Source organism: Afipia clevelandensis ATCC 49720, assembly GCF_000336555.1.
In the GTDB taxonomy this organism is placed as follows: domain Bacteria; phylum Pseudomonadota; class Alphaproteobacteria; order Rhizobiales; family Xanthobacteraceae; genus Afipia; species Afipia clevelandensis.
Genome location: NZ_KB375281.1, coordinates 4,011,167 through 4,026,151 on the forward strand (window position 1 = coordinate 4,011,167; position 14,985 = coordinate 4,026,151).

13 protein-coding genes are annotated in these 14,985 nt (G+C 63.9%); 10 read left to right on the forward strand and 3 right to left on the reverse strand.

The genetic code is table 11. The annotated features are described in order from the left end of the window. The first annotated feature begins 27 nt into the window (after positions 1–27). Complete coding sequence (locus HMPREF9696_RS19230) at positions 28–1,548, forward strand: glycosyltransferase family 39 protein (RefSeq protein ID WP_002714717.1); 1,521 nt, start codon at positions 28–30, stop codon at positions 1,546–1,548. A 12-nt stretch (positions 1,549–1,560) separates the two neighbouring features. Further along, the gene (locus HMPREF9696_RS19235) at positions 1,561–2,889 is read left to right on the forward strand and encodes an NCS2 family permease (RefSeq protein WP_002714718.1); all 1,329 of its coding nucleotides are present in this window, start codon (positions 1,561–1,563) and stop codon (positions 2,887–2,889) included. Here the strand turns inward: HMPREF9696_RS19235 and HMPREF9696_RS19240 are convergent. After that, positions 2,886–4,094: an MFS transporter gene (locus tag HMPREF9696_RS19240; RefSeq protein WP_002714719.1), complete on the reverse strand. Its 1,209-nt coding sequence runs from the start codon at positions 4,092–4,094 to the stop codon at positions 2,886–2,888. The two genes, HMPREF9696_RS19235 and HMPREF9696_RS19240, sit on opposite strands and share 4 nt — an antisense overlap. Positions 4,095–4,205: 111 nt before the next feature. Then, positions 4,206–5,003 (reverse strand): uracil-DNA glycosylase, encoded by a 798-nt coding sequence (locus HMPREF9696_RS19245; protein ID WP_002714720.1) that lies wholly within the window; start codon positions 5,001–5,003, stop codon positions 4,206–4,208. Between the two features lie 128 nt (positions 5,004–5,131). On the opposite strand from HMPREF9696_RS19245, the gene HMPREF9696_RS19250 reads away from it, so the two are divergent. The 3 genes from HMPREF9696_RS19250 to HMPREF9696_RS19260 all read left to right on the forward strand — a co-directional run bounded on the left by HMPREF9696_RS19250 (position 5,132) and on the right by HMPREF9696_RS19260 (position 9,812). After that, on the forward strand, positions 5,132–6,793 hold the full coding sequence (locus tag HMPREF9696_RS19250; protein ID WP_002714721.1) for an electron transfer flavoprotein-ubiquinone oxidoreductase: 1,662 nt from the start codon (positions 5,132–5,134) through the stop codon (positions 6,791–6,793). A gap of 187 nt (positions 6,794–6,980) precedes the next feature. Continuing rightward, the gene (locus HMPREF9696_RS19255; protein WP_430642311.1) at positions 6,981–8,771 is read left to right on the forward strand and encodes a tetratricopeptide repeat protein; all 1,791 of its coding nucleotides are present in this window, start codon (positions 6,981–6,983) and stop codon (positions 8,769–8,771) included. 156 nt (positions 8,772–8,927) lie between these two features. Continuing rightward, positions 8,928–9,812, forward strand: coding sequence for a 4-(cytidine 5'-diphospho)-2-C-methyl-D-erythritol kinase (locus HMPREF9696_RS19260; protein WP_002714723.1), 885 nt, complete (start codon positions 8,928–8,930; stop codon positions 9,810–9,812). 147 nt (positions 9,813–9,959) lie between these two features. On the opposite strand, the gene HMPREF9696_RS19265 is transcribed toward HMPREF9696_RS19260, so the two are convergent. Then, complete coding sequence (locus HMPREF9696_RS19265) at positions 9,960–10,970, reverse strand: polyprenyl synthetase family protein (RefSeq protein WP_002714724.1); 1,011 nt, start codon at positions 10,968–10,970, stop codon at positions 9,960–9,962. A gap of 109 nt (positions 10,971–11,079) precedes the next feature. Between HMPREF9696_RS19265 and HMPREF9696_RS19270 the strand changes: the two genes are divergently transcribed. The 5 genes from HMPREF9696_RS19270 to HMPREF9696_RS19290 all read left to right on the forward strand — a co-directional run bounded on the left by HMPREF9696_RS19270 (position 11,080) and on the right by HMPREF9696_RS19290 (position 14,980). Next, positions 11,080–11,307, forward strand: coding sequence for a putative signal transducing protein (locus HMPREF9696_RS19270; protein ID WP_002714725.1), 228 nt, complete (start codon positions 11,080–11,082; stop codon positions 11,305–11,307). Next, positions 11,300–12,070 carry a tRNA1(Val) (adenine(37)-N6)-methyltransferase gene (locus HMPREF9696_RS19275; protein WP_002714726.1) on the forward strand — a complete coding sequence of 257 codons (771 nt, stop codon included), beginning with the start codon at positions 11,300–11,302 and terminating at the stop codon, positions 12,068–12,070. Before HMPREF9696_RS19270 ends, HMPREF9696_RS19275 begins: the two co-directional genes overlap by 8 nt. Positions 12,071–12,426: 356 nt before the next feature. Then, positions 12,427–13,314, forward strand: coding sequence for a S49 family peptidase (locus HMPREF9696_RS19280; RefSeq protein ID WP_002714728.1), 888 nt, complete (start codon positions 12,427–12,429; stop codon positions 13,312–13,314). A 15-nt stretch (positions 13,315–13,329) separates the two neighbouring features. Next, positions 13,330–13,515, forward strand: a complete 186-nt coding sequence (locus HMPREF9696_RS19285; RefSeq protein ID WP_002714729.1) for a hypothetical protein — start codon at positions 13,330–13,332, stop codon at positions 13,513–13,515. A 532-nt stretch (positions 13,516–14,047) separates the two neighbouring features. Then, positions 14,048–14,980 (forward strand): glycine--tRNA ligase subunit alpha, encoded by a 933-nt coding sequence (locus HMPREF9696_RS19290; protein WP_002714730.1) that lies wholly within the window; start codon positions 14,048–14,050, stop codon positions 14,978–14,980. The last annotated feature ends 5 nt before the right edge of the window (positions 14,981–14,985 follow it).

Consider the following 14,985-nt stretch of genomic DNA (forward strand, 5'->3'; position numbering starts at 1 on the left):
GGAAGCGTCTCTCTGCCGGGCGGTTTCATGCGCTTCACATCCCTGATCGTTGAACTGATCCGCGCCCGGCCGCGCCTGATCTTCTGGATCGCGGTGCTGGCGCAGGCCGCGCTCTGGCTGTTCCTGCCATGGCTTGTCTACGGAAGCCCGCCCGGCGATGTGACGACCGTGCTCGCATTCGGCCGGGAATATCAGGTTGGCACGCATCTCGGGCCGCCGCTGGCGTTCTGGCTGGCGGATGTCGCCTTCCGTCTCGCAGGCGGTCACATTTTCGGCGTCTATCTCGCCGCGCAGCTCTGCTTCATTGTGACGTTCTGGGCGCTGTTTAAACTTGGCCGCGCCATTGTCGGCGCCCAGCAGGCGGTCCTTGCGGTGCTGCTGACGGCGGCGATCACCGCCTTTTCGTTTCCGGGGGCCGAATTCGGTCCGGCCATCGTGGCGCGCCCGCTCTGGGCTTTGATCCTGCTCCATGCATGGCAAATCATCGGGCAGGGGCGGCGGCGTGCATGGGTCGTGCTTCCGGTTGAAATCGGTCTTCTGGTTCTGACCACATCGGCGGCGCTGCCGCTGCTGGCGATGCTGGCGGTGTTCGTGCTGGCGACCCCGAAAGGGCGGCGCGCGCTGGCGTCGATGGACACGCTTTATGCCGCCATCGTCCTGGCGGTCGTGGTGCTGCCCTATGTCATCTGGCTGATCCGGATCGACACGCTCACGTTGCCGTCGTTGCCTGCGGTGGCGCAGTTGCAGGACCGGGCGCTCGACTGGGGCGGGCTGCTGGCCGGACTTGTGTTCGCGCTGTCCGGCGTGGTGCTGCTGCTGATCGCCAATTCGCGTGTGCTCGACCGCAAGAACGAAGACCCGCCGCTGATCTTCCGTCCGCCGGTCGATCCGTTCGCGCGGCTGTTTGTCTATGTCTTCGCGCTGGTTCCTCCGTTTGTGCTGAGTTTCATCGCCGCGCTGTTCGGCCACGACCAGGTCACCGGCGGCGACGGGATTGCGCTGCTGCTGGTGGGGCTTGCCATCGTGATCGCGGCGGGAGACCTGATCGCGCTGCGCCGGCAACATTTCCTGCGCACGGTCTGGCTGGTGGTCGTGGCCGCACCGGCCGTTGTCATTCTGGGCGTTACATTCATCCAGCCATGGGTTGGAAGCACCGAGGCGCGGACATCGCTGCCCGCGCGCGACATCGGCCACTTCTTCGGCGAGAATTTCGAGCGGCGCACCGGCCATCCGCTCGCGGCGGTGGCGGGCGATCCGCATCTGGCGACAGTGATCGGCTTCGCAGCCCGCTCGCGCCCGCATGTGCTGTTCGACGGCGCGCCGCAGGAGACACCATGGATCACGCAACAGCGGTTCACCGAGACCGGCGGCGTGGTGGTGTGGCGCGCGGCGGACACCGCGGGCACGCCGCCGGACGATATCCGCAAACGGTTTCCCGGCCTTGTGCCGGAAGTGCCGCGATCGTTCGAGCGCCTGGTCAAGGGACGTCAGTCGCTGGTGCGGATCGGCTGGGGAATCGTGCGTCCGGCGGGGCAGGGTTCTCGATAATCAGGGGGCAGCATGAGCGAGCAGGCGGATACATCCGGGATGACCTTTCTCGACCGCCGCTTCGGTCTCACGCAGCACGGCACCAACGTCCGCACCGAATTCGTCGCCGGCGTCACCACCTTCCTGACGATGGTCTACATTGTGTTCGTCAATCCGGTGATCCTCGCGAATGCGGGAATGGACAAGGGCGCGGTGTTCGTCGCGACCTGCCTTGCCGCGTCGGTCTCCACGCTGGCAATGGCGTTTCTCGCCAATTATCCGATCGCGCTGGCGCCGGGCATGGGCCTGAATGCGTTCTTCGCGTTCACTGTCGTGCTCGGTTATAAATACACATGGCAGCAGGCGCTGGCCGCAGTGTTCTGCTCGGGCGTGATCTTCTTCGCGCTGTCGGTGTTCCGGCTGCGTGAATATGTCATCGACGCCATTCCGCGAAACCTCAAGTTCGCCATCTCCGCCGGCGTCGGATTGTTTCTGGCGATCATCGCGCTCGAACAGGCGAAGATCGTGGTGGCAAGTCCGGCGACATTGGTGACCGCGGGTCCGCTCGGCGTGGCGCATCCGGCGCCCGTCCTCTGCCTTCTGGGTTTCGCGCTGATCGTGGCGATGAATGCGCGCAAGATCGCCAGCGGAACGCTGATCGGCATCCTCGCGGTGTCGCTGCTCGGATTGCCGATGGGGCTGACGAGTTATAACGGCATCGTCTCGCTGCCGCCGTCGCTGGCCCCGACGTTATTTCAACTCGACTTCTCGCGCGCTACCGAACTGACATTTTTGATCGTGGTGTTCAGCTTCCTGTTCATCGACGTATTCGACAATGCCGGAACGCTGATCGGCGTCACCCACCGCGCGGGCCTCACCGACAAGGACGGCAACCTGCCGCGCATGAAGCAGGCGCTGATGGCGGACAGCTTTGCCGCGATGTTCGGTTCGCTGATCGGCACATCGACCACCACGAGCTATATCGAGAGCGCATCGGGCGTCGCGGTGGGCGGCCGCACGGGGCTGACGGCGGTGTTTGTCGCTCTGTTCTTTCTGCTGGCGCTGTTCTTCGCGCCGCTTGCCGGAATGGTACCGGCCTATGCCTCCGCCGCCGCGCTCCTCTACGTCGCCTGCGTGATGGCGCGCGGCCTTGCGGACATGGCGTGGGACGATGTCACCGAATATGCGCCCGCCGTGGTCACCGCGATTGCGATGCCGCTGACCTATTCCATCGCCACCGGCATCGGACTCGGCTTCATCACCTATGCGGTGATCAAGATTCTCGCGGGCCGCTTTTCCGACGCGAAGCCCGCGGTGATGGTTCTTGCTCTGGTTTTCGTGCTGAAGTTCGCAATCGGTTAGGCGGGCATCCGACGCTTTGCGAGAGCTGCGAGCATCAGACCGGCCAGCGCCAGCGCGACCGAGGGAAACACCACGGCGTTGACCGTCGACCAGCCGTAGCTCGCCAGGAGCTGCCCCGACGAGAACGAGCCGATCGCCACCAGGCCGAACACGATGAAATCGTTGAAGGCCTGCACCTTCTTGGCTTCCTGCGGACGATGCATTTCAACGATCAGCGCCGAGGCGCCGACAAAGGAGAAATTCCAGCCGACGCCGACCACGAACAGCCCGGCCCAGAAATGCATCGCCGTGATGCCGGATAGCCCGATCACCGCGGCGGCGGCCTCGAGGATGAGGCCGACTGCGGCGACCTTCGCCGCGCCGAAGCGGGCGATCAGCGAGCCGGTGAAGAAACTCGGCCCGAACATCGCCACGATATGCCACTGAATACCGAAATTGGAATCGCTCAGGGACAATCCGCAGAACTTCATCGCCAGTGGCGCGGAGGTCATCAGGAGATTCATCATGGTGTAGGAAATCGCTCCGCACAGCGCGGCGGCGATGAAGCGGGGCTGCTTCACGATCTCCGCAAGCGGCCGTCCGGCGGCGAGGTCCGCCGGCGGCGGCTTCGGCGCGTGGACGCCGGCCAGCACCGCCATCGCCACCAGCGCGACGGCAGCCTGCACAAGGAAACTCACCGCGAACAGATAGGGCGGCCAGAAATCCATGGTCCACTGAACAAGTTGCGGTCCGAGAAAACCGGCGAAGACGCCGCCCGCCATCACCCAGGAGATCGCCTTGGGCCGGTAGGCGGCGCTGGCGCTGTCGGTGGCCGCGAAACGATAGGACTGCGACACCGCGCCGTAGAGTCCGCCGAGAAAACTCGCGCAGCAAAACAGGACGAACGAGGCTTTCAGGATCGCGAAAGCGGCGAGCAGTCCGCACAGCGCGCCGCATCCGGTGCCCGCGATGAAAGCCACGCGGCGGCCGAACGCCTGCGAGATCAGGCCGGTGGGCAGGGTGCCGCTGGCCAGCCCGAGCACATAGATCGAGAGCGGCAGGGTCGCGAGCGAGATGCTGGGCGCAAGCTGCGCGCCGACAATCGAGCCGGTGGCGAAGATCACCGCCGCGTTCGCGCCGGTCAGCGCCTGCGCGGCCGCAAGCCGCCGCACGTTCGCCCTGGCCACGGTGTCGTCGATCGCGGTGTCCGCCATATGGATGTTCATAAGAATCGTCCGGCATAGCCGCAGAGCGCGGCCCGACAAGGCTTATGACCCGAACCGCGCGCGGGCGCTACGTGCGTGAACGCATGGAGGTGTTGTATTCCGTGCGATGTCTCAGCCGGCGGCGGATTGCAGCGCTTTCTGCACGGCACGAAGGTCTTGCCATGTCTGCCGTTTCGAGATCGGCTGGCGCAGCAGATAGGCCGGATGGAACGTCGCCGTCGCCCTGATCGTGCGCGTGCCGGTGTCGTAGTCGAACCATTTGCCGCGGGTTTTCACGATGCCATCGGTGACATTGAGAATCGCCTGCGAGGACGGCTTGCCGAGACAGACCAGCACGTCCGGATCGACCAGTTGAATCTGTCGCCTGATGAAGGGCAGGCAGATCTGGGTTTCCTGCGCCGAGGGATCGCGGTTGCCCGGCGGCCGCCAGGGAATGATGTTGGCGATGTAGGCGTTCGAGCGGTCGAGGCCGATCGCCGCCATCATCAGGTCGAGCAATTTGCCGGAGCGTCCGACGAACGGAAGACCTTCGAGATCCTCGTCGCGTCCCGGCGCTTCGCCGACGAACATCACTTTCGCTTGCGGATTGCCGTCGGCGAACACCAGCCGCGTCGCGGTCGATTTCAGCGCGCAGCCGTCGAAGCGTTCGAGCAGGTCGCGCAGCTCCTGCAGCGACGCTGCCTGCGGCGCGAGTTCGCGGGCCGACAGGATCGCCGCGTCGGGCGCGGGTGTGAGGTCCGCAGGCTTTGGCGCGGGCGCGGGGTTCGCAGTGCGGAACAGCGCGGGCTTCGGTGCGGGTCGTTCTTCCGCCACGAGCTCTTCCACCAGCCGATTGACCGGTGTTTCCGACAACGCGCAGTCGACTCCGGCCTCCAGATAAAAGGCCAGAAGTTCGCGGGCGGTGGGCATGGGTTCGGGTGCGGTCACGGCGGCCAATCTAGATCGGATTGCGTTGCAGCGAAACGGGGTTGTTCTTGCGTCAAAAATCGGGAAGAACGATGATTAGAAACATTCTGAACCGCCATTGAGATGAGATCATGAGCACCGAAGAGCTTCCGCCGCGCGAATCCATGGAATTCGATGTTGTGATCGTCGGCGCGGGTCCGTCGGGCCTCAGCGCCGCCATCCGGCTGAAGCAGATCAATCCGGACCTCAGCGTTGTCGTGGTCGAGAAGGGTTCGGAAGTCGGCGCGCATATTCTCTCCGGCGCGGTGATTGATCCGGTGTCGCTCGACAAGCTGGTTCCGGACTGGCGCGAGGATGCCGATTGCCCGCTCAAGACCCAGGTGAAGGACGACCAGTTCTTCTGGATGACGGAAAGCGCCGCCATCAAGCTGCCGAACTTCATGATGCCGCCCTTGATGGACAACCATCATTGCTACATCGGCTCGCTCGGCGATGTCTGCCGCTGGCTTGGCCCGCGCGCCGAAGCGCTCGGCGTGGAAATCTATCCGGGCTTCGCGGCGGTCGAAGTTCTCTATGGCGAGAACGGCGAGGTGCGCGGCATCGCCACCGGCGACATGGGCGTTGGCCGCGATGGAAAGCCAAAAGACAGCTTTACACGCGGCATGGAGCTGCTGGGCAAGTATACGCTGTTCGCGGAGGGCGCGCGCGGCTCGCTCACCAAGCAATTGATCGCGAAGCTCGGACTCGACAAGGACCGCGAGCCGTCGAAGTTCGGCATCGGCCTCAAGGAGGTCTGGCAGATTGATCCGGCCAGGCACAAGAAGGGCCTGATCCAGCATTCCTTCGGCTGGCCGCTGAACATGTCCACCGGCGGCGGCTCGTTCCTTTATCACTACAACGAAAATCTGGTCGCGGTCGGCTTTGTCGTGCATCTCAATTACGACGATCCCTATCTGTCGCCGTTCGAGGAATTCCAACGCTTCAAGACTCACCCGAAGATCAGTCCGGTTTTTGAAGGCGCCAAGCGCATCGCTTACGGCGCGCGCGCCATTACCGAAGGCGGCTACCAGTCGGTGCCGCGCCTGACCTTCAAGGGCGGCGCGCTGATCGGCTGCGCGGCGGGCTTCGTCAACGTGCCGCGCATCAAGGGCGTGCACAACGCGATGGGCACCGGCATGCAGGCGGCGGAGTACGTCGCGGCAGCGCTGGCCGAGGGGCGCGCCAATGACGAGATCGTCGAGTACGAAAACAACTGGCGCGATTCCGCCGTCGGCAAGGACCTGTTCAAGGTCCGCAACGTCAAGCCGCTGTGGTCGAAGTTCGGCACGGTGATCGGCGTCGCGCTCGGCGGCCTCGACATGTGGACCAACACGCTGTTCGGCTTCTCGTTCTTCGGCACCCAGTCGCACGCCAAGCCGGATCGCAAGACACTTGATCCGGCCAAGCAGCACCAGCCGATTCCGGGGCCGAAGCCGGATGGCAAGCTGACCTTCGACCGGTTGTCGTCGGTATTCCTGTCCAACACCAACCATGAAGAGGATCAGCCGATCCATCTCAAGGTCGCGGACATGAACCTGCAGAAGACCTCCGAGCATGATGTGTTCGCAGGGCCGTCGAACCGCTATTGCCCGGCAGGAGTCTACGAGTGGGTCGGGGAGGGCGCCGATCTGCGGTTCCAGATCAACGCGCAGAACTGCGTCCACTGCAAGACCTGCGACGTGAAGGACCCCAACGGCAACATCACCTGGGTTCCGCCGGAAGGCGGCGGCGGGCCTAATTATCAGTCAATGTGAGCACGATCGCGCGAGAAACGCGGACTGCCACGATTGCGCCACACTAAACCCGGTTCCTCTGCGGCCTCGAATCCTTGCGGATGCTGGCTAAAAAAGCCATTGTCCGGGTGCTGCTGGGTCTGACCGGTCGCACCACCCTCATTTGACGGAGCCGGCGAGCGTGATTTTTCAACGTCGTTTCAGCCGCGTGGCTGTGGCCACACTCAAAGCCACGCTTAAAGCCACCCTTGGACTCACGCTTGGACTTGTGTCGGCTCTCGCGTTGAGCGGGCCGCTCGCGGCGCAGACTCGCGCCAGTGCGGGCGAACAGCCGGCCTTCCCGACCAGCCGCGACCTGATCGGCCTGACGGTTTCCGGCAGCTATCTTGCCGCGCGCCATGCCAGCGTCGAGCGGGACGCGACCGCGGCGGCTGCCTTCTATCGCGCCGCGCTCCGTTCGGATCCGAAGAACAGCGAACTGCTCGATCGCGCCTTTATCGCCTCGCTTGCCGATGGCGATATTGACGAAGCGGTAAAGCTGGCCGACCGCATTCTGACCATCGACAAGAACAACCGCGTCGCGCGGCTGGTGGCGGGCGTGCGCTCGCTCAAGCACAAGCAGTATGCGCTCGCCCAGCAGAATGTGAATCAATCCGTCCGCGGGCCGATCACCGATCTGGTCGCGGTTCTGGTGTCCGGCTGGGCCAGCTATGGCGCCGGTCATCCCCAGGCCGCGGTGTCCAGCATCGACAAGCTCGCGGGGCCGGAGTGGTATCCGATCTTCAAGGACCTGCACACCGGCATGATCCTTGAACTCGCCAACAAGCAGAAGGAAGCGGGCGCGCGTTTCGAGCGCGCCTACAAGCTCGACGACTCGGCGCTGCGTGTGTCCGACGCCTATGCGCGCTGGCTGTCGCGCAACAAGGACGCGGCGGCTGCGATCGCTGTTTACGAGGCCTTCGACAAGAAGCTGGCGCGTCATCCGCTGGTGGTGGACGGACTTCGCGAGGTCAAGGCCGGCAAGAAGCTGCCGCCGCTCGCGGAGACACCGCAGCAGGGCGCAGCCGAGGCGCTTTACGGCATCGGCGCATCGCTGACCCGCCGGGGCGGCGAGGACCTCGCGCTGGTCTACTTGCAGCTTGCGCTTTATCTCAATCCGAACCATTCGCTCGCGCTGCTGTCGCTTGCCGATCTCTATGAATCGGTGAAGAAGCCCGCGATGGCGATCAAGGTCTATGAGCGGGTGCCGGCAAACTCGCCGCTCAAGCGCAATGCGCAGATTCAGCTTGCGACCGACCTCGATGCGGTGGACCGCACCGATGAGGGCATCAAGATCCTGCAAGGCGTTGTCGCCGACGATCCGAAGGACCTCGAAGCGATCATGGCGCTCGGCAATATCGAGCGCGCGCGCAAGAAGTTCGCCGATTGCGCCGACACTTATAGCAAGGGCATCGAGGCACAGGCGAATGCCGACAAGCCGAACTGGGTGTTCTACTATTTCCGCGGCATCTGCTTCGAGCGCTCGAAGCAGTGGGCGAAGGCCGAGGTTGACCTCAAGAAGGCACTTCAGATGCAGCCCGAGCAGCCGCATGTGCTGAACTATCTCGGCTATTCGTGGATTGACCAGGGCATCAATCTCGACGAAGCCATGAAGATGATCCGCCGCGCTGTCGATCAGCGGCCCGATGATGGCTACATCGTCGACTCGCTAGGCTGGGCCTATTACCGCATCGCCGACTACGAGAATGCGGTGAAGAATCTCGAACGCGCGATCGACCTCAAGCCGGAAGATCCGACCATCAACGATCACCTCGGCGACGCCTACTGGCGGGTCGGGCGGACGCTGGAGGCGAAATTCCAGTGGGCCCATGCGCGCGACCTCAAGCCGGAAGCGGACGAACTGCCGAAGATCGAGGCCAAGCTCCGCGACGGCCTGCCGGAGGATACGTCCAACGCAGCCGCTGCCGAGAAAAAGAAAGAAGACGGCAAGGGCGGTTAACCCGTTCCTTGTCTTCGCTTCCCTCGAAATGTCATTGCCGGGCTTGACCCGGCAATCCATTGCCCTGATTAAGTTCTCAGCTTTGGGATGCGCGGGCTAAGGGCGTTTATGTCCGTCCTCCCCGCGCATGACGTATCGAGTTTGGGACGGCTTTCCATGACACTGCTGACAGACACGGCGCGGGCCAAGGTCAATCTGACCCTGCGCGTCCTCGGCCGGCGCCCGGATGGCTATCACGACCTCGAAAGTCTGGTGGCCTTCGCCGATTGCGCGGACGCGCTGACGCTTGCACCCGGACCCGAACTGAGCCTCGTGACTGCCGGCCCCGGCGCGCAGGATTGCGGCGACATGGCCGACAATCTGGTGATCCGCGCCGCCCGGCTGCTGGCCGAACGCATTCCCGGCCTCGCGCTCGGGCAGTTCACGCTGGACAAGCATCTGCCGGTGGCGGCGGGCATCGGCGGCGGATCGGCGGATGCGGCGGCGGCTCTGCGGCTTCTGGCGCGCGCCAACAATCTTGCGATCGACGATGCGCGCATTGTGGAGGTCGCGCGCGAGACCGGCGCCGATATTCCGGTTTGTCTTGCCTCGCGCGCCTGCACCATGACCGGGGTCGGCGAGAACCTTGCGATGCTTGATATTCCCGCGATGCCATGCGTGATGGTCAATCCGCGCGTCGGCGTTGCGACCAAGGATGTGTTCTCTGCGCTCGGTCTGGCCAAGGGTGAATTTCTTGCAGGCGTCGGCGACGTGATGCTGTCGCCGGGATGGCCGGCAGACGGCGCATCGTTCGACAAGTGGATCGAAGCCATCGGGCATGGCGTCAACGATCTCGAAACGCCTGCGCTGAAAGTCGAGCCGGTGATCGGCGACGTGCTTCAGGCGCTGCGCGAAACCGAGGGTGTCCGGCTTGCCCGCATGTCAGGGTCGGGCGCGACCTGCTTTGGAATTTTCACCACCGATGCGCAAGCGCACGCCGCCGCGCAACTGATCGCGCGTGCCTATCCCGCATGGTGGGTACATGCGGGTGTGCTGAGTTGAAGATGCGCTCCCTCTCCCCGTTGGGGAGAGGTTTGGGGTGAGGGGACCTAGGTCTATCGAGAGATTCTACGCCCTCACCCGGATTGCTTCGCAATCCGACCTCTCCCCACGGGAGAGGTGAAGCAGGAGCAGCAAGCAGAAATGACTTTAGTGCGACCGCGCCAGACAGAACGCGACGACCTGCTCGAGCGCGGTCTTCATCGGTGACGATGGGAATAGCGCCAGCGCATCGACAGCCATTGCGCCATAATGCTGCGCGCGGCTCATCGTGTCTTCCAGCGTGCGATGCTTGGTCATCAGACCGATGGCATGATCGAGATCGCCGTCGCCGATCTCGCCCTTTTCCAGCGTGCGAATCCAGAATTCGCGCTCGGCGTCGTTGCCGCGCCGGAAGGCGAGCACGACGGGAAGGGTGATTTTCCCTTCGCGGAAATCGTCACCGACATTCTTGCCGAGCTTGGCGGCCTTGCCGCCATAGTCCAGCACGTCATCAATGAGCTGGAAGGCGATGCCGAGATTCATGCCGAACGAACGCGATGCGGTCTGCTCCGCCTTGGGGCGGTTGGCGATCACCGGGCCGACCTCGGAGGCCGCCGCGAAGAGTTCAGCGGTCTTGCCGCGAATGACGGCGAGATATTCGTCCTCGGTGGTGGCGGTGTTCTTGGCCGCAGCGAGCTGCATCACCTCGCCTTCGGCAATGGTAGCGGCGGCGGAGGACAGAATGTCCAGCGCGCGCAGCGAGCCGACCTCGACCATCATGCGGAAGGCCTGGCCGAGCAGGAAATCGCCGACCAGCACGCTGGCCTCGTTGCCCCAGAGCATGCGCGCGGAGAGCTTGCCGCGCCGCAGTTCGCTTTCGTCCACCACGTCGTCGTGCAGCAGGGTGGCGGTGTGCATGAATTCCACGGCCGCCGCGAGCTTGATATGGCCGTCGCCGGTGTAGCCGGTGAGGTTGGCCATCGCCAGGGTCAGCATCGGGCGCAGGCGCTTGCCACCCGACGAGATCAGGTGGTTGGCGACCTCCGGGATCATCGTCACTTCCGAGCCGGTGCGCGACAGAATCGTGCTGTTGACGCGCTCCATATCTGGCGCGACAAGCTCGACAAGCCGATCAATTGATGGCGTCGAGTGGCTCTCAAAGGGTACAATAACCGCCACGTCCGGTCTCCGATGAATACAGGGGCACCATAGAAACTGCCGTGCGATGCGGCAAGAGCAACAACGGTCGCCTTTTCGGGGGCTGTTCCAGCGGCAGGAGATGGTGGTTTTGCGTGAACTGGTGCGGACCAACGATGCGGTGCTGGTGTCGGCGGTGGGGGCGCTGCTGGACGGCGCTAACATCCATCACCTCGTGCTCGACAGCAATATGAGCATCATGGACGGCTCGCTCGGCGTGCTTCCGCGCCGCATCCTGGTTCATGACGATGACAATCTCGCCGCGCGCCGGCTGCTCACCGATGCGGGCCTTGCCCATGAATTGCGGGACGATGACTGACTCCGGTCTTCCCGATGTCACAGATGACTTGATCCTCGGCGGGCAGTTGCGGCTGCGCCAGCCGAAGCGCGGCCACCGCGCCGGCCATGACGCAATCCTGCTCGCGGCGGCGGCGCCCGCGCGTGCAGGCCATCGCGTGGTGGAATTCGGCGCAGGTGTTGGCACCGCGGGACTTGCGCTGGCGCGCCGCGTATCCGGGCTTGATCTGGTGCTGGTGGAAATCGACGAAACCCTTGCGGGGCTGGCGCGTGACAATGCCGCGGCGAATAATATTACCGCGCTGGTGCTGACATTGGATGTCACAGCGCGTGCGGAGGCATTCGCCGCCGCCGGAATTGGGCCTGACAGTGCCGACGTTGTGCTGATGAATCCGCCCTTCAACGATGCAGAGCGCCACCGCGCATCGCCCGACCTAGCGCGGCAATCCGCCCATGTCGCCGCATCCGATACGCTGGAGCGATGGACCCACGCTGCGCGCCGGGTGTTGAAGTCCGGCGGCGTGCTGACGCTGATCTGGCGAGCTGACGGATTGTCAGAGGTGCTGGCCGCGCTGGAGCGCGGGTTCGGCAGCATTGCAATTCTGCCGGTTCACCCCGGTCCGGAAGGCGCGGCCATCCGCGTGATCGTCACGGCGGTCAAAGGCGGGCGGGCACCGCTGGCGATGCATCCCGGACTGGTCCTTCAGGACCCGGATGGAGCGACGGGAGCGGAGGCTGCGGCCGTGCTTGGCGGGAAAGCCGCGTTGTCGTTGGCGAGCCGCTAGGGTGCCCGGAAAACGCGCAGTTTGCCTACTGAGATACCGGCTTCGAGGCGTTTTCAGGAGCCTGCGTGAAGTGAATTGTGGTCAGGAGAGCGCCAATCAACAGGATCAGGAGGTAGATCTTCATGTCTGCACCTTCAGGGCTGCGCCGTTGCAGCCGTCGTGATTGTTGCGATGCAAAGTGCGTTCCAGTTTTCGGCCCTCCGGACGGCAGTCCGGAGAGATATTGCAGAAATCACGTCCAATCAGACGCTTAGACGAAATTCAGGCACAAACGACGTGCTTAACGAAGAACGAATGTGCTGGTGGCTCCTGATGCCAGTTGGCAAATAATAAACCGTGAACATGAAGGACGTTCGATGACCGGAAATGGCTTTGGCGGTCACATTGTCGAGAGACTGAAGCGCCTCTTGCCTGCGCGGCTGCGCGGCGGGGCGGTGGTGCCGGTGGTTCGCCTGTCCGGGGTGATCGGCGCTGTGACGCCGCTGCGCCCGGGCATGTCGCTTGCGGGCGTGGCCCGCCTGCTGGAGCGGGCGTTCGCGACCAAGGGCGCGCGCGCCGTGGCGCTGGTGATCAATTCGCCGGGCGGCTCTCCGGTGCAGTCGCGCCAGATTTATCAGCGCATTCGTCAGCTCGCCGCCGAGAAGAATCTCCGCGTGCTGGTGTTCGTCGAGGATGTCGCGGCCTCGGGCGGTTACATGATCGCCTGCGCGGGCGACGAAATCTTCTGCGATCCGTCCTCCATCGTCGGGTCGATCGGTGTGGTCGGCGGCACCTTCGGTTTTGTCGATCTGATCAAGAAGGTCGGCATCGAGCGCAGGCTCTACACTTCCGGTGAGAACAAGGCGCAGCTCGATCCATTTCTTCCCGAGAACCCCGACGATGTCGCGCGCCTCAAAGCAATCCAGCGCGAGATTCATGACACCTTCATCGCGCTCGTGAAGGGCAGCCGCGGCGCACGATTGAAGGGCGAGGAAAGCTATCTGTTCACCGGCGAATACTGGGCCGGCGAGCGCGCGGTGAAACTCGGCCTTGCCGACGCCATCGGCGATCTGCGCACCGTGCTGCGCGCCCGCTATGGCGACAAGGTGCAGACGCCGGTGATTGCGCAGCCGGCAGGGCTGCTTTCGAGCATCGCAGGCCGCAAGCCCGGCGCGGGCGCGGTGCTGCCGGGTTTCCCCGGATTTTCGGAAGACCTGATTTCAGCGCTGGAAGAACGCGCGATCTGGGCGCGTTATGGATTGTAGAACGGGAGACTGGTGATGCCGCCGCTGATCCTGGTTGCCGCGGGCATTCTTGGCGGAGCCGCACTGCTGCGGCTCGCGGTGCGCGAAAGCCGTCGCATCAACCGCGAGCTCGATGCCGCGCGCAAGGCCGCTCCCGCCGAGCAGCAGCGGATGCCGAAGCTGCGCCGCGATCCCGACACCGGAACGTATCGGCCGGGATAGTCTGGCGATATTTCTGCCGTCATGGCCGGATTTATTCCGGCCATCCACGTCTTGCGTGCGGCGGTTTACGGGATAGGAAGACGTGGATGCCCGGGACAAGCCCGGGCATGACGGGCTTTTGAGTTATTGGCCGGAAGTCGTCATCCTGAGGTGCGAGCGTTGGCGAGCCTCGAAGGATGACGCTGCAAACAGCAAATCACCCGTGCCGGCGCACGTCGTTGATGGTCATCACGCAAAGCGCGGCCATGATGAGGGCCGCCACCAGAACCTGAAACGCAATCATTGTCGCCCCTGCCAGTGCTACGCCGGTTGGCCCGGCCGTTGGTTGCAATCAGGCCTTGCTAGCGGGCAGTCCCTAACAAACCCGGCGGGCATGAAACCCCGTCTGATCCTGCGGTTAAACCGGCCTTCCGGGAAACGCTAAAATCGCGCCGATTTGGCCAGGAAATCCGGCCATCGCCTTGATTCCGTTGGCCCGCGCCGATACGGTCCGCGCGCAAATCACCCCCATTCCAACGCTTGAAGATATCCGATGGATTCCCTGCTTCCGCACATGCGTCCCGAGCGCTCGTTTCAGGGCCTGATCCTGACCCTGCAGCGCTTTTGGGCTGACTACGGCTGCGTCATCCTGCAGCCCTACGACATGGAAGTCGGCGCGGGCACCTTCCATCCGGCGACGACATTGCGCGCGCTTGGCCCCAAGCGCTGGAATGCCGCTTATGTGCAGCCGTCGCGCCGACCTAAGGATGGCCGCTATGGCGAGAACCCGAACCGTCTGCAGCACTACTACCAGTTTCAGGTGATCCTGAAGCCGTCGCCGCCCGACATTCAGGACCTCTATCTGCAATCGCTGAAAGCCATTGGCGTGGACTCCGCGCTGCATGACATCCGCTTTGTCGAGGATGACTGGGAAAGCCCGACGCTGGGCGCGTGGGGACTCGGCTGGGAGTGCTGGTGCGACGGCATGGAAGTCTCGCAGTTCACCTACTTCCAGCAGGTGGCGGGCGTCGAATGCGCGCCGGTCGCTGGCGAACTGACCTACGGTCTCGAGCGGCTTGCGATGTATGTGCAGGGCGTCGATCGCGTTTACGACCTCAACTTCAACGGCCGCGACGGCGCCGACAAGGTGACCTATGGCGACGTGTTCCTGCAGGCCGAGCAGGAATACTCGCGGCACAACTTTGAACACTCAGACACCGCGATGCTGTTCGAGCAGTTCAAGATGGCCGAAGGCGCGTGCAGGAAATATCTCGATGCGGGCTGGAAGGACGGCAAGCGCGAAGCGCATCTGATGGCGCTGCCCGCTTACGACCAGTGCATCAAGGCCAGCCATGTGTTCAATCTTCTCGATGCGCGCGGCGTGATTTCGGTCACCGAGCGGCAGAGCTACATCCTGCGCGTGCGCGAACTCGCCAAGGCCTGCGGCGAAGCGTGGGTACATACCGAAGCGGGAAGGGCGGAGTAACCACG

Coding starts and splice junctions, on each gene's coding strand:
- HMPREF9696_RS19230 (WP_002714717.1), top strand. CDS start 28: ATGCGCTTCACATCCCTGATCGTTGAACTGATCCGCGCCCGGCCGCGC.
- HMPREF9696_RS19235 (WP_002714718.1), top strand. CDS start 1,561: ATGAGCGAGCAGGCGGATACATCCGGGATGACCTTTCTCGACCGCCGC.
- HMPREF9696_RS19240 (WP_002714719.1), bottom strand. CDS start 4,094: ATGAACATCCATATGGCGGACACCGCGATCGACGACACCGTGGCCAGG.
- HMPREF9696_RS19245 (WP_002714720.1), bottom strand. CDS start 5,003: ATGCCCACCGCCCGCGAACTTCTGGCCTTTTATCTGGAGGCCGGAGTC.
- HMPREF9696_RS19250 (WP_002714721.1), top strand. CDS start 5,132: ATGAGCACCGAAGAGCTTCCGCCGCGCGAATCCATGGAATTCGATGTT.
- HMPREF9696_RS19260 (WP_002714723.1), top strand. CDS start 8,928: ATGACACTGCTGACAGACACGGCGCGGGCCAAGGTCAATCTGACCCTG.
- HMPREF9696_RS19275 (WP_002714726.1), top strand. CDS start 11,300: ATGACTGACTCCGGTCTTCCCGATGTCACAGATGACTTGATCCTCGGC.
- HMPREF9696_RS19280 (WP_002714728.1), top strand. CDS start 12,427: ATGACCGGAAATGGCTTTGGCGGTCACATTGTCGAGAGACTGAAGCGC.
- HMPREF9696_RS19285 (WP_002714729.1), top strand. CDS start 13,330: ATGCCGCCGCTGATCCTGGTTGCCGCGGGCATTCTTGGCGGAGCCGCA.
- HMPREF9696_RS19290 (WP_002714730.1), top strand. CDS start 14,048: ATGGATTCCCTGCTTCCGCACATGCGTCCCGAGCGCTCGTTTCAGGGC.